12 protein-coding genes are annotated in these 18,064 nt (G+C 62.8%); 10 read left to right on the top strand and 2 right to left on the bottom strand.

Translation table 11 applies throughout. From position 1 onward, the window contains the following. Positions 1 to 37: 37 nt before the first annotated feature. From B6V75_RS02505 to B6V75_RS02480, 6 genes are read left to right on the top strand one after another with little or no spacing between them, the layout of a single operon-like run. Complete coding sequence (locus B6V75_RS02505; RefSeq protein ID WP_206198463.1) at positions 38 to 2,434, top strand: glycogen/starch/alpha-glucan phosphorylase; 2,397 nt, start codon at positions 38 to 40, stop codon at positions 2,432 to 2,434. 13 nt (positions 2,435 to 2,447) lie between these two features. Beyond that, positions 2,448 to 4,592: a 1,4-alpha-glucan branching protein GlgB gene (gene glgB / locus B6V75_RS02500; RefSeq protein WP_088718613.1), complete on the top strand. Its 2,145-nt coding sequence runs from the start codon at positions 2,448 to 2,450 to the stop codon at positions 4,590 to 4,592. 26 nt (positions 4,593 to 4,618) lie between these two features. After that, positions 4,619 to 5,890, top strand: a complete 1,272-nt coding sequence (glgC, locus tag B6V75_RS02495; protein ID WP_088718612.1) for a glucose-1-phosphate adenylyltransferase — start codon at positions 4,619 to 4,621, stop codon at positions 5,888 to 5,890. Between the two features lie 58 nt (positions 5,891 to 5,948). Then, entirely contained in the window at positions 5,949 to 7,370 is a 1,422-nt protein-coding gene (glgA, locus tag B6V75_RS02490) for a glycogen synthase GlgA (RefSeq protein ID WP_088718611.1), read from the top strand. Then, the gene (glgX, locus tag B6V75_RS02485; RefSeq protein WP_088718610.1) at positions 7,367 to 9,385 is read left to right on the top strand and encodes a glycogen debranching protein GlgX; all 2,019 of its coding nucleotides are present in this window, start codon (positions 7,367 to 7,369) and stop codon (positions 9,383 to 9,385) included. The genes glgA and glgX overlap by 4 nt, the downstream gene beginning before the upstream one ends. Then, a complete protein-coding gene (locus tag B6V75_RS02480; RefSeq protein WP_088718609.1) occupies positions 9,382 to 11,007 on the top strand; it encodes an alpha-D-glucose phosphate-specific phosphoglucomutase in 1,626 nt (541 codons plus the stop codon). Before glgX ends, B6V75_RS02480 begins: the two co-directional genes overlap by 4 nt. Before the next feature lie 123 nt (positions 11,008 to 11,130). Here the strand turns inward: B6V75_RS02480 and B6V75_RS02475 are convergent, their stop codons facing one another. Both B6V75_RS02475 and B6V75_RS02470 read right to left on the bottom strand, forming a co-directional pair. Then, positions 11,131 to 12,102, bottom strand: a complete 972-nt coding sequence (locus tag B6V75_RS02475) for a quinone oxidoreductase (protein ID WP_088718608.1) — start codon at positions 12,100 to 12,102, stop codon at positions 11,131 to 11,133. 47 nt (positions 12,103 to 12,149) lie between these two features. Beyond that, entirely contained in the window at positions 12,150 to 13,079 is a 930-nt protein-coding gene (locus tag B6V75_RS02470) for a LysR substrate-binding domain-containing protein (RefSeq protein ID WP_088718607.1), read from the bottom strand. A 107-nt stretch (positions 13,080 to 13,186) separates the two neighbouring features. Here B6V75_RS02470 and B6V75_RS02465 point away from each other — a divergent pair, with 107 nt between their 5' ends. Genes B6V75_RS02465 through gap form a run of 4 tightly spaced genes read left to right on the top strand, consistent with a single transcriptional unit; the run spans position 13,187 to position 18,064 of the window. Then, the gene (locus B6V75_RS02465) at positions 13,187 to 14,182 is read left to right on the top strand and encodes a class 1 fructose-bisphosphatase (RefSeq protein WP_088718606.1); all 996 of its coding nucleotides are present in this window, start codon (positions 13,187 to 13,189) and stop codon (positions 14,180 to 14,182) included. A gap of 3 nt (positions 14,183 to 14,185) precedes the next feature. Next, positions 14,186 to 15,058, top strand: coding sequence for a phosphoribulokinase (locus tag B6V75_RS02460; protein WP_088718605.1), 873 nt, complete (start codon positions 14,186 to 14,188; stop codon positions 15,056 to 15,058). Between the two features lie 17 nt (positions 15,059 to 15,075). Next, complete coding sequence (gene tkt, locus B6V75_RS02455; protein WP_088719372.1) at positions 15,076 to 17,049, top strand: transketolase; 1,974 nt, start codon at positions 15,076 to 15,078, stop codon at positions 17,047 to 17,049. Positions 17,050 to 17,062: 13 nt separating this feature from the next. Then, on the top strand, positions 17,063 to 18,064 hold the full coding sequence (gene gap / locus B6V75_RS02450) for a type I glyceraldehyde-3-phosphate dehydrogenase (protein WP_088718604.1): 1,002 nt from the start codon (positions 17,063 to 17,065) through the stop codon (positions 18,062 to 18,064).

Raw genomic sequence — 18,064 nt, 5'->3', positions numbered from 1 at the left:
ATCAATTGCTATCTGAAGAGATCCGGAGACCTCCCCCTTGAAAGACACCCAATTGCCCAGTGCCGAGACGGTTCGCGAAGAAATTTTGCACCACATCACATTTTCGATGGGCAAGGATCCCGATCACGCCTCGGTCTATGACTGGCGCATGGCACTCAGCCTCGCGATACGCGACCGGGTCGTCGCGCCGTGGTTCGCGGCCACCCGTCGCACTTGGGAGGAAAAGCGCAAGCGGGTCTACTATCTCTCGATGGAATTCCTGATCGGACGGATGCTGGAAGATGCCGCGATCAATCTCGGGCTGCGCGCGATCTGCCGCGAGGCGATCGAAGGGTTGGGGCAGGACTGGGAGACGGTGGTCGAGAACGAACCGGACGCCGCGCTTGGCAATGGTGGGCTGGGGCGGCTGGCGGCGTGCTACATGGAGAGCATGGCGACGCTGGGCTGCCCGGGCTACGGCTACGGCATCCGCTACGAGCACGGCCTCTTCAAGCAGCGCTTCGAGGGCGGGCGTCAGGTCGAGACGCCGGAGGATTGGCTCAAGCAGCGTCATCCCTGGGAATTCGAGCGTCCAGAGGCGGCCTACGAGATCGGCTTCAAGGGCCATGTCGAGACGCTAGACGGCAAGCCGCATTGGATCCCCGGCGAGACGGTGCTGGCCGAGGCCTATGACATGCCGATCATCGGCTGGGACGGCAAATGGGCGAACACGCTGCGGCTGTGGTCGGCCAAGCCCACCGAGCTCTTCGACCTCGCGCGGTTCAATCACGGCGATTACGCCGCCGCGGCCGAGCCCGAGGCTCTGGCGCGGACGTTGAGCCGCGTGCTTTACCCGGATGACACGACCTATGCGGGTAAGGAGCTGCGGCTCAAACAGGAGTATTTCCTGACCTCCGCCGCGCTGCAGGACATCATGCGCCGGCATCTGGCTTCGGGCTATACGCTCGAAGAGCTGCCGGACTATGTCGCGATCCAGATGAACGACACGCATCCGGCGATCGCCGGGCCGGAACTGATCCGCATCCTCGTCGATCTGCATGACATGGAGTTCGAGACCGCGCTCGAGATCACGATGCAATGTCTGGGCTATACCAACCACACGCTGCTGCCCGAGGCACTGGAGCGTTGGGCGACCTATCTGATGGGCACGGTGCTGCCGCGCCATATGCAGATCATCGAGAAGATCGACAGTTGGCACCGCCGCACCTATCCGAAACGCGCGCATTTCGTGGGGATCGTGAAGCATCAGGAAGTGCGGATGGGCGAGCTGGCCTTCATCACCTCGCACAAGGTGAACGGCGTCTCGGCGCTGCATACCGAGCTGATCAAGCGCAACCTCTTTCCCGAGCTCGACGCGTTGCATCCGGGGCGGATCATCAACCAGACCAACGGGATCACGCCGCGCCGCTGGCTGCGGATGGCGAACCCGGCGTTGTCCCACCTCATCATCGACACGATCGGCGAGGGCTGGGAGGCCGATCTCGACAAGCTGCGCACGCTGGAGCCTTACGCCGATGACGCGGGCTTCCGCGAGGCCTTCATGGGCGCGAAACGCCATAACAAGGTGCATCTCGCGGAGTGGGTGCATGAAAGCCAAGGGATCACCATTGACCCCGACGCGATCTTCGACATTCAGGTCAAGCGCATCCACGAATACAAGCGCCAGCTGCTGAACATCCTGCAGACCATCGCGGACTGGCATGCGATCCGCGAGAACCCGCAGGCCGATTTCCAGCCGCGCGTGAAATTCTTCGGCGGTAAGGCCGCGCCGGGCTATCACACCGCGAAACAGATCATACGGCTGATCAACGACGTGGCGCGGGTGGTGAACAATGACCCTTACGTCGATGGGCGCCTAAAGATCGTCTATCCGCCGAACTACAACGTCTCCATGGCCGAAAGACTGATCCCGGCCGCCGATCTGTCAGAACAGATCTCGACTGCGGGCAAGGAAGCATCCGGCACCGGCAACATGAAGTTCGCATTGAACGGTGCGCTGACCATCGGCACGCTCGATGGCGCGAATGTGGAAATCCGTGAACAGGTCGGCGCGGAGAACTTCTTCCTCTTCGGCATGACCGCCGACGAGGTGATGGAGCGCCGCCGCGATCCCGAACATGCGCGCAACGCGATCCTTGAAAGCCAGCCTTTGCAGGACGTTTTGCAGATGATCGCCGAGGGACGTTTCTCTCCGGAGGAACCAGAACGCTATCACGATCTTGTTCATAACATGTGGCACAGCGATTATTTCCTCGTTGCCTCCGATTTCGAGGCCTACCGGACCGCCCAGAAAGAGGTGGACACGGCCTTCGCCGATCGCGCAGGCTGGGCGAAGATGGCTGTTTTGAACACCGCGCGGATGGGGTTCTTCTCTTCCGACCGGGCAATCAAGGGCTACATGGACGAGATTTGGACCACGCGATCTGCCCTGTGAACCAAGGAGCGATATGACACTTTCCCGCGACGAGGCCGAAGCGCTGATCGAAGCGCATCATCCCGACCCGTTTTCCGTGCTGGGTCTTCATGACGGGAAAATCGTGGCACTCGTGCCCGGGGCGGACGAGGTCTGGGCGCTCGGGAAAAAGGACGTCGCGCTGGAGCCTGTGGTGCCCGGGGTCTTCGCCGGAAATTGGAGCGAGAAAACCTATTGTCTGCGCGCGCGACGCGACCAGACGACATGGGATTTCGACGACCCTTACAGCTTCGCGCCGGTGCTTGGACCGATCGACGAGTATCTGATCGGGGAGGGGACGCATAAGCGTCTCTGGGAGAAGCTCGGCGCCCATGCGATCACCCATCAAGGCGTCGAAGGCGTCCATTTCGCGGTCTGGGCGCCCAATGCGCGCCGGGTCTCGGTCGTGGGCGAGTTCAATTTCTGGGACGGGCGGCGTCACCAGCTGCGCCGGATCGGTGCGTCCGGCGTGTGGGAGATCTTCGTCCCCGGCATCCATGAAGGCGCGCTCTACAAGTACGAATTGCTCGACGCCGAGGGCACGGTGCTGCCGCTGAAGGCGGACCCGGTCGGCTTCGGCGCGGAGCATCCGCCTGCGCAGGCCTCGGTCGTGCGCAAGCTGGGGCTGCACCGCTTCGGTGACAGCGCATGGTGCCAGACCCGGGCCGAGGCGCAGGAACGTCACGCGCCGATCTCGGTCTACGAGGTACATCTGGGTTCGTGGATTCGGATCTGGGACGATGGGGGCAGGCCGCTCTCGTACCACGAGTTGGCCGAGAAGCTGGTCGATTACGTCTGCGACATGGGTTTCACCCATATCGAGTTGCTTCCCATTACCGAACACCCGTTCGACGGCTCCTGGGGCTATCAGCCGATCGGGCTTTACGCCCCGACGATCCGCCACGGCCGTCCCGAAGAATTCGCGGAGTTCGTCGATGCCGCACACCGGAAAGGGCTCGGCGTCATCCTCGACTGGGTGCCGGGCCATTTCCCGACCGACGATCACGGGTTGAGACATTTCGACGGCACGGCGCTTTACGAGCATGCCGACCCGAAAGAGGGCTTCCATCAGGACTGGAATACGCTGATCTACAATTACGGGCGGCGGGAAGTGTCCAACTACCTGCTTGCCAACGCATTGTTCTGGCTGGAGGAATATCACCTCGACGGGCTGCGCGTCGATGCGGTGGCCTCGATGCTCTACCGCGATTACTCCCGGGCGGCGGGCGAATGGGTGCCCAACAAATATGGCGGGCGCGAGAATCTCGAGGCGATCGAATTCCTGCAGAACATGAACGCGGCCTCTTACGGCGGCGCGGAAGGCATCATGACGGTGGCCGAGGAAAGCACCGCCTATCCCGGGGTCACGCGGCCCGTGCATGAGGGCGGGCTCGGTTTCGGTTACAAGTGGAACATGGGCTGGATGAATGACAGCCTGCGCTACTTCGCGCGCGATCCGCTTTATCGCAAATTTCACCATAACGAGCTGACCTTCGCGAGCTCGTACGTTTACAGCGAGAATTTCATTCTGCCGATCAGCCATGACGAGGTCGTGCACGGCAAAGGCTCGATGCTGGGCAAGATGCCGGGAAGCGAGCCCGAGAAATACGCCAACCTTCGGGCCTTCTACGCCTTCCAATGGGCGCATCCGGGCAAGAAGCTTCTCTTCATGGGGCAGGAATTTGGCCAGTGGTCGGAATGGAGCCACGAGCGCGAACTGGACTGGTATCTTCTGAACGATCCGCGCCACGAGGGGCTGCGCGCGCTGGTGCGCGACCTCAACCGGCTCTACCGCGACACGCCCGCGCTGCATTGGGGCGATTGCGAGCCGCAGGGTTTCGAGTGGATCGCGGCCAACGATTCCGAGGCCTCGGTCTTCATCTTCGAACGCCGCGCGCCCGGCTCCGATCCGGTCGTGGTCGTCGCGAACCTGACCCCGGTCGAACGCAGCTACCGCATCGGTCTGCCCCAGAGCGGCGAATGGTGCGAGATTTTGAACACGGATTCCGAATTCTATGGCGGTGGCAACCGCGGCAATCTCGGCGCGATCGCCGCTGAAGAGCACGCCCATGGCCGCTGCGCCCATAGCGCGGAGGTATATTTGCCGCCGCTATCAGTCGTGATGTTCACGCCCGCATAAGCGGTGCCCAGAGGAGGGGGAGGATTATGAAACCACAGCCCAACACGCGCCTGAGCGCACAGGCCATGGCCTTCGTACTTGCGGGCGGCCGCGGGAGTCGCCTCAAGGAGCTCACCGACAGGCGCGCGAAACCCGCGGTCTATTTCGGCGGCAAGACCCGGATCATCGATTTCGCTCTGTCGAACGCGCTCAATTCCGGCATCCGCAAGATGGCCATCGCCACGCAATACAAGGCGCATTCGCTGATCCGCCACATCCAGCGCGGCTGGGATTTCTTCCGCGCCGAGCGGAACGAATATCTCGACATCCTGCCCGCAAGCCAGCGCGTAGCCGATAGCCGCTGGTATGCGGGCACCGCCGATGCGGTCGCTCAGAACATTGATATCGTTGAAGATTACGGCGTGAAATACGTCATCATCCTTGCCGGCGACCATATCTACAAGATGGATTACGAGGTGATGCTGCGCCAGCATGTCGAGACCAAGGCCGATGTCACCATCGGCTGCCTGACGGTGCCGCGCATGGAAGCGACCGCCTTTGGCGTGATGGCCATCGACAAGACCGGACAGATCACCGATTTCCTCGAAAAGCCCGCCGATCCGCCCGGAATGCCCGGCGATCCCGATCACGCGCTGGCCTCGATGGGGATCTATGTCTTCGATTGGGAATTCCTGCGCGAATTGTTGATCCGCGACATGGAGGATCCGAATTCAAGCCACGATTTCGGTCATGACCTGATCCCGCAGATCGTCAAGCACGGCAAGGCTATGGCGCATAAGTTCTCGGATAGCTGCGTGACGACGGGACTGGAGACCGAGCCTTACTGGCGCGACGTCGGTACGGTCGACGCGTTCTGGCAGGCCAATATCGACCTCACGGATTTTACGCCGAAGCTAGACCTCTATGACACCGAATGGCCGATCTGGACCTATGCCGAGATCGTGCCGCCCGCGAAATTTATCCACGATGAGGACGGACGACGGGGCTCTGCGATCTCCTCGCTGGTTTCTGGCGATTGCATCGTCTCGGGTGCGGAGGTGCGCAATTCACTGCTTCATACGGGCGTGCGTGCGCATAGTTTCGCAAGCCTCGAGGAGGCGGTGGTGCTGCCTTACGTCGATATCGGGCGACATGCGCGGCTCAGCCAATGCGTGATCGACCGCGGCGTGCAAATCCCCGCGGGCCTTGTCGTGGGCGAGGATCCGGAAGAAGACGAGAAGTGGTTCCGCCGGTCGGAAGGCGGGGTCGTGCTGATTACGCAGGCGATGCTCGACAAACGCGCGGCGGCATTGGACTAACTGGGGTAGATAGCGGGGCGCTGCCCCGCACCCCGGGATATTTGGAAAGAGCGAAGACATGAAACGCGTGCTCTCGGTTGCGTCAGAAGCGGTTCCACTGATCAAGACGGGCGGTCTGGCCGATGTGGCAGGTGCGTTGCCCGCCGCTCTCAAAGGGCAGGGCTGGGAGATGCGGGTGATGATCCCGGCCTATCGCGGAATCCTGAAAAAGCTGAAATCGCCGAAACCAGTATGGGAAAGCGAGAGCCTCTATGGCGGTCCGGCGCGGCTGGTGCTGGGCAAGGCGGGCGGCATGGAGGTTCTGGCGCTGCAGGCCGACCATTTGTTTGACCGTGACGGGGGCCCGTATTCCGAAGACGGGCGCGACTATCCCGACAATGCCGAACGCTTCGCAGCCCTCAGTTTCGTCGCCGCCGAGATCGCGCGCGAGGGCGCGGGCAAATGGCAGCCCGATCTGGTGCATTGCCACGATTGGCAAACCGGGCTCGTGCCATGGTATCTGCGCGGCACCGGGATCCCGACCGTGATGACAATCCACAACATCGCGTTTCAGGGCCGGTTCGGCCGCGACAAGCTGGCAGCCCTCGGGCTGCAGGCGTGGGATTTCACCCGCGAAGGCGTGGAGTTCTGGGGCGACATCTCGACGCTCAAGGCTGGGTTGGTTGCGGCGAGCGCAATCACCACGGTCAGCCCGCGTTATGCCGACGAGTTGATGCGCGGCGAGTTCGGCATGGGTTTGGAAGGTGTCATTCAGGCCCGCGCGGGCGATCTGCACGGTATCCTCAACGGCATCGATCTGGAGGTCTGGAATCCTGAGGCCGATCCGGAGGCGACGTCTTTCTCGGCTACGAAGCTCGGTGGGAAATCTAATAATCGCAAGGCCTTGGAAGCCGAGTTTGAACTGGATGCGCCGGGGCCGCTTGCGATTCTGATTTCGCGCCTGACAGCGCAGAAGGGGATGGATCTGATCGCCCCGGCTCTCGAGCCCTATCTCGAAGCGGGCGGTGGCCTTGCCGTGCTTGGATCGGGCGATGGCTGGGCCGAGGATGCGATGCGCGAGCTTGCTGCGCGCCATCCCGGTCGGGTTGGCGTGAAGATCGGCTATGACGAGGCGCTGAGCCACCGGATGTATGCGGGCGGCGACGCGGTGCTGGTGCCCTCGCGGTTCGAGCCCTGCGGGCTGACGCAGCTTTACGGGCTGCGTTATGGCTGTATCCCGGTGGTCTCTGCCGTCGGCGGTCTGGCCGATACGGTGGTGGGCGCAACGCCCGCGACAGAAGCCGCGGGCGCATCGACCGGCATCGTATTCCATCCCGTCGACGATCTGGCGCTGCGGCAGGCGCTGATGAAGTTGATCGCGCTTTACGGCGATCGAAAAGGCTGGTCCGCGATGCAGCGCCGCGCGATGAAAACCGACTGGGGCTGGGAGCGGTCAGCCGCGCGCTATGCCGCGCTGTATGACGACCTTGTCGCTCGATGAAGATCACCCCAGGGAAACCGGACCCGCTGGGCGCGACGCCCTGCGAAGGTGGCGTGAATTTCGCGCTTGCCTCGGCCCATGCCGAGAGGGTGGAGATATGCCTGTTCAACGGCGAGAAGGAAGAACGCATAGACTTGCCGGGACGGTCGGGGCCGATCTGGCATGGCCTCGTCGCGGGGCTCAATCCGGGCGCACGCTATGGCTACCGCGTGCATGGGCCCTGGGCCCCCGAAGCTGGACATCGCTTCAACCCGGCGAAGCTGCTGATCGACCCTTACGCGCGGCAGATCGACTCGAAGATCAGCTGGCAAGCACCTATGCAATATGGAAAATCCAGGCCAGACCGACGAAACAGTGCGAGCGTTGTGCCGAAGTCGGTCGTGACCGATATCGAGCGGCCCAAATGGGATCGCCCGCGCCACAGCTGGTCGGAAACAGTGATCTACGAGGCCCATCCCAAGGGGCTGACGATGACCCATCCGGACGTGCCCGTGGCGCTGCGCGGCACATGGGCAGGGCTCGCCTCTGATCCGATCCTGTCGCATCTCGCCGATCTTGGGATCACCGCGATCGAGCTGCTGCCGAGCTGCGCCTATCTCGACGACCGCTTCCTGGTCGAGAAGGGGTTGAGCAACTACTGGGGCTACCAGCCGATCGCCAATTTCGCGCCCGAGCCGCGCTATTCCGGGCCAGATCCGCGCGGCGAATTCCGCGACATGGTGCGGCGCTTCCATGGCGCCGGGATCGAGGTGATCCTTGATGTCGTCTACAACCATACGGGTGAGGGCAACGCGGTCGGGCCGATGCTCAGCCTTCGCGGCCTCGACAATGCGAGCTATTACCGCCTGACACGAGACGGCACCTATATCGACGAGACCGGAACGGGCAATACGCTGGACCTGTCGAACCCGCTTTGCCTGCGTCTGGTGATGGATTGCCTGCGCCATTGGGTCGAGGAGATGGGCGTCGATGGCTTCCGCTTTGATCTGGCCGCGACGCTCGCGCGCGGATCGTCGGGGGCGGTCGAGGCGCATTCGCAATTTCTCACCGCGATCGAGCAGGATCCCGTCCTGCGGAGCGTGAAGCTGATCGCGGAGCCGTGGGATATCGGGCCGGGCGGCTATTACCTCGGCGGCTTCCCGCATCCGTTCACCGAATGGAACGACCGTTTCCGTGACGACGCGCGGCGCTTCTGGCGCGGCGATCGTGGGATGGCGGGCGATCTGGCGCGACGCGTCGCGGGCTCGGCGGAGATCTTCGACCAGATGGGGCGGCCCGCGACGGCATCGGTGAATTTCATCACCGCGCATGACGGATTTACGCTGCAAGACCTCGTCTCCTATGGCGAAAAGCAGAACCTCGCGAATGGCGAGGAAAACCGCGATGGCCATGATGCGAACTTCTCGGAGGCGCTCGAGGACCCTGAGGCGCAGGCTTTGCGCAAACGCGCGTTGCTCGCGACGCTGCTGATGAGCCAAGGCGTTCCGATGCTGCTGGCGGGCGACGAGATCGGCAATTCTCAGGGCGGCAACAACAATGCCTATGCGCAGGATAACGAGGTCGGTTGGATCGATTGGAGTGGACCTGACGAGACTTTAACAACATTCGTCAAACGCTTGATAGAGATACGAAAAAATCACCGCGTCTTGCGGCAGAACCGCTATCTGCATTCGCTGATCCGCAAGCAGGACGGGATGCGCGATCTGATCTGGCGGCTCGCCTCGGGGCAAGAACCCGAGCCGCATGATTGGAACGATCCCGAGCTGCGCTGCATCGGTGTCGAGATCCGTGGCGCCGCCGAGGGGCCGGCAGGCGAGGCCGGGAGCGAAGCGGTCTATGTGATCCTCAACGCAGGGCCCAAACAACAGGTGCAGTTACCTCCCGGTCGCTGGACCTGCTTGATCGATTCCGCGTTTCCTGAACGGGAGGCGGAACAATTGGGCGCCCCTGAGGCTTGCCTTGCCGCACAATCCGTTCAAGTCTTTACCCGCGCAACAGTGCAGGAGAAATCATGACCCGCCACGCGACCCAGCCCATCGACGGCCAGAAACCCGGAACCTCGGGGCTGCGCAAGAAAACCCGCGTTTTCATGCAGCCGAACTATCTCGAGAACTTCGTGCAATCGACCTTCGACGCGATCGGCGGCGTGCGGGGCAAGACTTTGGTTCTTGGCGGTGACGGGCGCTATTTCGGGCGTGAAGCTGCGAGTACGATCCTGAAAATGGCGGCTGCCAATGGGGCCGCGCGGATGATCGTGGGGCAGGGTGCGTGGCTCTCGACGCCCGCCGCCTCGAACCTGATCCGGCAGCGTCAGGCGAACGGCGGCATCATCCTCTCGGCCAGCCACAATCCGGGTGGCCCAGACGAGGATTTTGGCGTCAAATACAATAGCTCCAATGGCGGTCCAGCGCCGGAATCGATCACCTCGGCGATCCACAAACGCACGCAGGAGATCACCGAATATCATCTGCTCGACGCGGCAGACCCGGATCTGGACAGCGTCGGTGAGACGAAACTGGGAGAGATGACCGTCGAAGTCGTCGACCCCGTGACCGCCTATGCCGACCTGATGGAAACGATATTCGATTTCAACGCTTTGCGCGATGTCTTTAAGGCGGGCTTCCGGATGCGGATGGACTCGATGTGCGCCATCACCGGACCTTACGCGGTCGAGATCTTCGAGAACCGTCTCGGTGCGCCGGCGGGGACCGTGACCCATGGCACGCCGCTGCCGGATTTCGGCGGTATGCATCCCGATCCGAACCCGACCTGGGCGCATGAGTTGATGGACGAGATGATGGGCGCAAACGCCCCGGATTTCGGCGCCGCCTCGGATGGCGATGGCGACAGGAACATGATCCTTGGCGCGGGCACTTATGTCTCGCCGTCGGACAGTCTTGCTGTGCTGGCCGCAAATGCGCATCTCGTGCCCGGCTACAAGGACGGGCTGAAGGGCGTCGCGCGCTCGATGCCGACCTCTGCGGCGGCGGATCGGGTGGCCGAGGCGCTTGGCCTCGATTGCTACGAGACGCCGACGGGCTGGAAGTTCTTCGGCAATCTGATGGACGCAGGGCGCGTGTCGCTCTGTGGCGAGGAGAGCTTCGGCACGGGCTCCGACCATGTGCGCGAGAAGGACGGGCTCTGGGCGGTGCTGATGTGGCTCAACATCCTTGCCGCGCGGAAGATGTCGGTGGCCGAGATCATGGCCGATCATTTCGCGCGCTATGGCCGCAACTACTATTCGCGCCACGATTACGAGGCGCTGCCGACCGAGCAGGCAGAGGCGATGCTGGACGATCTGCGCGCTCGTCTCGGAGAGCTGAAAGGGACGCAGGTCGAAGGGCTTACGGTCGAAAGCTCAGACCAGTTTTCCTATACCGATCCGGTCGATGGCTCGGTCGCGGAAGGTCAGGGTTTCCGAATTCTGTTCGAAGGCGGTTCGCGCGTCGTGCTGCGTCTGTCGGGCACGGGCACCGAGGGCGCGACGCTGCGCGTGTATCTCGAGCGCTATGCGCCGGGACCGGATGGGCTGGACCATGATCCGCAAGAGGCGCTGGCACCGATCATCCGGGCGACCGAGACGTTGGTGGGGATTCGAGAGCGCACGGGGCGCGAGAAACCCGACGTCATCACCTGATCCCGTCAGGCGGTAAATCCAGCCGCAAAACAAAGTCGGGGGGCTGAAATCACCCCCCGCTTTTTTATCACCGTAATACCTATAATCGGTATTATGTAAATTATGATTGCGATTTGACGCCCATTATGGGGTCAAAACCGTGCTACCCACCGTTTTCCGGCCCTCCAGCGCCTCATGGGCTGCAGCAACATCCTCCAGAGAAAAGCTCTGCGGCACGTCGATCTTGATGTCGCCTTTTCCAATCATCTCAAAGAGTTCTGCGGCGGAGTTTCGTAGCCAGCCCGGTTGATCCGTGTGTTGGAACAAGGTCGGACGCGTCAGGAACAGCGAGTTACGCGCAAGATCGCCGATCTTGAACTGATCCGCCGGTCCCGAGCTTTGTCCGAAGCACACCAGCGTGCCGAAGCGCTTGAGCACATCGAGCGACGTCATCACCGTGTCGGCGCCCACCGAGTCATAGACCGCCGCGACGCCTGCGCCGTCGGTGAGCCGTTTGACCTCTGCGCCGAAATCCTCAGTCCGGTAATCGATCACTGCGTCATAGCCGTGCTCGCGCGCACGCGCGCATTTCTCAGGCCCGCCAGCCGTACCGATCGCGCGTACGCCCTTGGCCTTGAGCCATTGACCCGCGATCGAGCCGACGCCACCTGCAGCCGCGTGGAAAAGCACGGTGTCACCGGACTTTACCGGATACGAGTGATGGATCAGGTAATGCACGGTCAGCCCCTTGAGCATCACCGCCGCCGCGACTTCGTCGGAAATCTCGTCCGGGATCGGCACCACGTTTTTCGCCGCGATCACCCGGTGGCTCGCGTAAGCGCCGTTGGGCTGCGTATAGGCCACGCGCTGCCCGACCTGCAGATCGACGCCGTCGCCGACCGCCTCGATGACGCCCGCCGCTTCACCGCCGGTGATCAGGTCGCTCTCGACCGGCCACGGATAAAGACCCGTACGGAAGTAAACATCGATGAAATTCAGACCGATAGCGGTATGTCTTAAGGTGATTTCACCGGGTCCGGGCTTGGGAACCTCTATTTCGATCTTGTGGAATTGGTCGCGCCCGCCGGGGCGCGCGATTGCCATCGCATAGGCCATGATATCCTCCCTGTTGCCGCGCAAAGGTACTCCGCGCGGCCCCGGCGTCAATCCGGGATCGGATGCGGAAGGAACGCGCCGTTCATCTCGACGATCTCATCCCAGACGCGCAGCGCCAGTTCGCGCGGGCGTTCGCTCTCGCGGCGCACGAGGAACCAATGACGCATCAGCGGCAAACCAGGCGCCGGAATCAGCGCCAGGCGTCCGGTCTCCAGCTCGTCCGTCACCGTGTGGAGGCTGAGAAACGCGATGCCGAGACCCGCCATCACCGCCTGCTTGATCGTCTCGTTGCTGTCCATCTCCAGCGTGTCATAGAGCCGCCCGTCACCGACCCGGTCGAGCCAGCGCGACATCAGGATCCGCGTCCCCGACCCTTCCTCGCGCGAGATGAAGGTCTCGCCGAAAAGCCGCTCGACATCGTCTGCCTTGGCGACAAGCGGATGGTCCGGCGGCGCGACCAACGCATGCGGATGCTGGCCGATCGGCTGCGCCACGACCGGCGGATGGCGCGGCGGTCGGCCCATCACGGCGATGTCGAAACTGCCGCGCTCGATCCCCTCGATAATGGCCGAACGGTTGCCCACGCGCAGCGCGACCTCGATCTCGGGATGTGCGTCTTGCAGCATCTTCACCAGCCGCGGCGCGAAATACTTGCCGGTGGAGACGACGCCGAGCGTGATCCGACCCACCTGCCCCCGTGCGATGGCGCTCAGCGTCGCTTCGGCCTGCGACAAGTTGTCCTCGATCCGCAGCGCGCTCTCGCGCAGCGCTTTGCCTGCTTCGGTCAGCTCGGATCCGGCGCCATCAGCGGCACGCTGGATCAGCTTCATCCCGATCGCGTCCTCTAGTCCCCTGATTTGCGTATGAATTGCTGGGGTTGTGAGGTTCAGGCTCTCTCCGGCAGCCGTCAGCGAACCGCCGCGAGCCACCGCATCGAGCGCGCGCAATTGCTTCAGCGTCACAGCATTCATCCGCATTGGGTTTCAAATTTCCTTAACGCACATTCCCTTTATTTAAATTTCATAAAAAACCGATCCGGGCAATGGTCTGGCTCACAAGAACATCGTCTTTGGAGGAGGAGAAGATGTCCGTGAGTTTCGACGGCCTCGGTATTTCTGCCGATCTTGCCGACACCATGACCCGCTTGACCAGCGTCGGCGCCCAGCTTGCCCGCATGATCGCGCGCAACGGGCTGGACGGAAATCTGGCGGAGGCGGCTGGCACCAATGCCGGTGGCGACGGGCAGAAAGCGCTCGACGTGATCGCGGACGAGGCCTTCATGGCCGCGCTGCGCGGTGGTGCGGTGCGCCATTACGCCTCGGAAGAGCAGGACGAGGTGGTCGATTTCGGGACCGGCACGCTCGCGCTCGCCATCGATCCGCTCGACGGGTCATCCAATATCGACGTGAATGTCTCGATCGGCACGATCTTCTCGATCTTCGAGGCAGCCGACGACACGGGGGCCAGCTTCCTGCGTCCGGCGAACGAGCAGATCGCGGGCGGCTACATTATCTTCGGACCGCAGACCGCCCTGGTCGTGACCTTCGGGAAGGGTGTGCAGCAATGGGTTCTCGAGCCCGGCAGCGACATCTGGCGCCGCGTGGCCGATCCGAAGCCCCTGCCCTCCGAGACCTCGGAATACGCGATCAACGCCTCGAACTACCGCCACTGGCCGCAGCCGATCCGCGCCTTCATCGACGATCTCGTCGCCGGCGCCGAAGGCCCGCGCGGGCGCAATTTCAACATGCGCTGGATCGCGTCGCTGGTGGCCGAGACCCACCGCATCATCTCGCGCGGCGGCGTGTTCCTCTATCCCGGTGACGACCGCGAAGGCTACCAGCGCGGACGCCTGCGGCACGTCTATGAATGCGCGCCAATCGCGATGCTGATCGAGCAGCTCGGCGGCGAGGCCACCGACGGCGCCGATCCCATCATGTCCGCGACGCCCGACCGGCTGCATGCCCGCACGCCATTCGTATTCGGCTCGGCCAGCAAGGTCGCCCGCGTCGCCGCCTATCACGACTTGCCGCAGGATGAAGCCCACGCGCTCTTCAATACCCGCGGCCTCTTCCGGAGCTGATACATGTCCAAGAAACACCCCATCATTTCCGTCGTCGGTTCCTCCGGTGCAGGTACCTCGACGGTGAAATCGACCTTCGACCAGATCTTCCGCCGCGAAGGGATTTCCGCAGTCTCAATCGAGGGAGACGCCTTCCACCGCTACAACCGCGCCGACATGAAGAAAGAGCTGCAGAAGCGCTATGACGCGGGCGATCAGGGCTTCTCCCACTTCTCCTACGAAGCCAATGAACTCAAAGAGTTGGAGCGCGTCTTTCGCGAATATGGCGAGACCGGCAAGGGCAAGACCCGGCATTACGTCCATGACGATGCCGAGGCCGAGAAATGGGGCACGCCACCCGGTCATTTCACCGACTGGCGCGATTTCGCCGACGAGTCCGATCTGCTTTTCTACGAAGGTCTGCACGGCTGCGTGGTCAATGACGAGGTGAACCTCTCGGCGCTGGCAGATCTGAAGATCGGCGTGGTGCCAGTGATCAACCTCGAATGGATCCAGAAGATCCATCGCGACCGGGCCTCCCGCGGCTATTCGACCGAAGCCGTCACCGACGTGATCCTGCGCCGCATGCACGCCTATGTGCATTGCATCACGCCGCAATTCACCGAGACGGATATCAATTTCCAGCGCGTGCCGGTCGTCGACACTTCGAACCCGTTCATCGCGCGCTGGATTCCGACCGCGGATGAGAGCCTCGTGGTGATCCGCTTCAAGAACCCGCGCGGGATCGATTTCCCTTATCTCACCTCGATGATCAACGGCTCGTGGATGAGCCGCGCCAACTCGATCGTCATTCCCGGCAACCGTCAGGATCTGGCCATGCAGCTGATCCTCACCCCCCTCATCGAGCGCCTCGTGCGCGAAGCGAAGCGGGCTTGAGAAGGATGAACAAGGCGATGAAAGATATTCAAATTACGCAAGAAACCCGGATGGCGAATGCGATCCGCGCGCTCGCGATGGATGCGGTGCAAAAGGCCAATTCTGGCCATCCCGGCATGCCGATGGGCATCGCCGATGTGGCGACGGTTCTGTTCAACCGCTTCATCAATATCGATCCCACCGCGCCGAAATGGCCCGATCGTGACCGCTTCGTGCTGTCGGCCGGGCACGGTTCGATGCTGCTCTACGCGATTAACCATCTGCTGGGCTATGAAGACATGGGCATGGACCAAATCAAGGCGTTCCGCCAGCTGGGTTCGCGCACCGCTGGTCACCCGGAATACGGCCATGCCGACGGGATCGAAGTGACCACCGGGCCGCTTGGTCAGGGTGTCGCGACCGCCGTGGGTATGGCGATTGCCGAGAAGATGAAGAACGCGCGCTATGGCGCCGATCTGGTTGATCATTTTACCTATGTCATCGCGGGCGACGGCTGCCTGATGGAAGGGATCAGCCACGAGGCGATCGACCTCGCGGGTCATCTGGCGCTCGGCAAGTTGATCGTGCTGTGGGACGATAATTCGATCACCATCGACGGCGACACCGATCTTTCCACCTCGATGGATCAGAAGGCGCGTTTCGCCGCCGCCGGCTGGCATGTCGTCGACTGCGACGGCCACAGCCCGACCGAGATCGCCGCTGCGATCGAGGCCGCGCGTCAGGATCCGCGCCCGTCGATGATCGCCTGCCGCACCATCATCGGCTTCGGTGCGCCCAACAAGCAAGGTGGCCACGATGTCCACGGCGCGCCGCTGGGTGACGCCGAGATCGCTGCCGCGCGCAAGCAACTGCATTGGGACCATCCGCCGTTCGAAATTCCGGCCGCGATCTACGAGGAATGGGGCCGGATCGCCTCGCGCGGCGCGCGGGCGCGGGCGGAATGGGAGACGAGGCTGAACGCCGCGACCGCTCGCGCCGACTTCCTCGCCGCAGAGGAGGCAGACACCAGCGCCCTGCCCGCCGCGATCGCCCTCTACAAGCGCAAGCTGTCGCAGGACAGGCCCAAGGTAGCGACCCGCAAGGCGAGCCAGATGGCGCTGGAAGTGGTCAACGCCACCCTGCCCTTCACCGTGGGCGGCTCGGCCGATCTGACCGGCTCGAACCTCACGAAATCCTCGGGCATGAAATCGATCACGCCTACCGATTTCACCGGCGATTACATCCACTACGGCATTCGCGAGCACGGCATGGCCGCTGCGATGAACGGTATCGTGCTCCATGGCGGGCTGCGGCCCTATGGGGGCACCTTCCTGGCCTTCGCCGATTACTGCCGCCCCGCAATTCGTTTGTCGGCACTGATGGGCGTGCCGACCTGCTATGTCATGACCCATGACTCGATCGGCCTCGGCGAGGACGGTCCCACCCATCAGCCGGTAGAGCATCTGGCCTCGCTCCGGGCCATACCTAACCTGCTCGTGCTCCGACCAGCCGATGCGGTGGAGACCGCCGAGGCCTGGGAAATCGCCATGACCTCGACGGCCACGCCGACGATGATCGTGGCCTCGCGTCAGGGTTTGCCGACGGTTCGCATCGAACATACGGACGAGAACCTCACCGCACGCGGCGCCTATCTGCTGCGCGCACCCGAGGCCCGCGACGTGACGCTGATCGCCACCGGGTCCGAAGTTGAGATCGCAATGGCCGCTGCCGAACAACTGGCCGAGCAAGGGATCAAGGCCGCGGTCGTCTCCGCGCCGTGTTTCGAGCTTTTCGAGAAACAGGACGCGGCCTATCGCGCCGAGGTTCTCGGCGATGCCCCGCGCGTCGGCTGCGAAGCCGCGATCCGTCAGGGCTGGGATCTCTTCCTGCGCCCCGATGACCGCTTCGTGGGCATGACCGGTTTCGGGGCCTCGGCCCCTGCCCCGGCGCTCTACGAACACTTCAACATCACGTCCGAAGCGATTGTTTCGGATGCAAAAGAACTGATCTGAGGGACTGACGAGAATGACGGTTAAAGTTGCCATCAACGGGTTTGGACGTATCGGCCGCAACGTGCTGCGCGGGATCATCGAGTCGGGTCGCACCGATATCGAGGTGATTGCGATCAACGATCTGGGCCCGGTCGAAACCAACGCCCATCTGCTGCAATTCGACAGCGTCCACGGCCGCTTCCCGCAGGAGGTCACCACCGGCGAGGACTGGATCGACGCAGGCCGCGGCAAGATCAAGGTCACCGCGATCCGCGACCCGAAGGAGCTGCCCTGGGGTGATGTCGATATCGCGATGGAATGCACGGGCATCTTCACCGCGCGGGAGAAAGCTGCCTTCCACCTGGAGAACGGCTCGAAGCGCGTGCTCGTCTCGGCCCCGGCGGCCGGTGCTGACAAGACCATCGTTTACGGCGTGAACCACGGTGCGCTGACCAAGGACGATCTGGTCGTGTCGAACGCGTCCTGCACGACGAACTGCCTTTCGCCGGTCGCCAAGGCGCTCAACGACGCAATCGGCATCTCGAAAGGCTTCATGACGACGATCCACAGCTATACCGGCGACCAGCCGACGCTCGATACGATGCATTCCGACATGTATCGCGCCCGCGCCGCCGCGCTGTCGATGATCCCGACCTCGACCGGGGCTGCGAAGGCCGTGGGTCTGGTGCTGCCGGAGCTCAACGGCAAGCTGGACGGAGTCGCGATCCGCGTGCCGACGCCGAATGTCTCGGTCGTCGATCTGGTCTTCGAGGCCGCGAAAGAGACCACTGTGGAAGAGGTCAACGCGGCTATCCGCACAGCCGCCGATGGTCCGATGAAAGGCATCCTCGGCTATACCGACAAACCCAATGTTTCCAGCGACTTCAACCACGATCCTCACTCCTCGGTCTTCCACATGGATCAGACCAAGGTGATGGATGGCCGGATGGTGCGCATCCTCAGCTGGTACGACAACGAATGGGGCTTCTCCAACCGCATGGCCGACACCGCCGTCGCGATGGGAAAGCTCCTCTGA

The sequence above is a fragment of the Thioclava sp. F1Mire-8 genome, assembly GCF_002213165.1.
Lineage (GTDB): Bacteria > Pseudomonadota > Alphaproteobacteria > Rhodobacterales > Rhodobacteraceae > Thioclava > Thioclava nitratireducens.
This window is presented reverse-complemented; position numbering and strand designations above follow the sequence as displayed.

Coding starts and splice junctions, on each gene's coding strand:
- B6V75_RS02470 (WP_088718607.1), bottom strand. CDS start 13,079: ATGCGGATGAATGCTGTGACGCTGAAGCAATTGCGCGCGCTCGATGCG.
- B6V75_RS02460 (WP_088718605.1), top strand. CDS start 14,186: ATGTCCAAGAAACACCCCATCATTTCCGTCGTCGGTTCCTCCGGTGCA.
- B6V75_RS02475 (WP_088718608.1), bottom strand. CDS start 12,102: ATGGCCTATGCGATGGCAATCGCGCGCCCCGGCGGGCGCGACCAATTC.
- tkt (WP_088719372.1), top strand. CDS start 15,076: ATGAAAGATATTCAAATTACGCAAGAAACCCGGATGGCGAATGCGATC.
- glgA (WP_088718611.1), top strand. CDS start 5,949: ATGAAACGCGTGCTCTCGGTTGCGTCAGAAGCGGTTCCACTGATCAAG.
- B6V75_RS02480 (WP_088718609.1), top strand. CDS start 9,382: ATGACCCGCCACGCGACCCAGCCCATCGACGGCCAGAAACCCGGAACC.
- B6V75_RS02465 (WP_088718606.1), top strand. CDS start 13,187: ATGTCCGTGAGTTTCGACGGCCTCGGTATTTCTGCCGATCTTGCCGAC.
- glgC (WP_088718612.1), top strand. CDS start 4,619: ATGAAACCACAGCCCAACACGCGCCTGAGCGCACAGGCCATGGCCTTC.
- glgX (WP_088718610.1), top strand. CDS start 7,367: ATGAAGATCACCCCAGGGAAACCGGACCCGCTGGGCGCGACGCCCTGC.
- gap (WP_088718604.1), top strand. CDS start 17,063: ATGACGGTTAAAGTTGCCATCAACGGGTTTGGACGTATCGGCCGCAAC.
- glgB (WP_088718613.1), top strand. CDS start 2,448: ATGACACTTTCCCGCGACGAGGCCGAAGCGCTGATCGAAGCGCATCAT.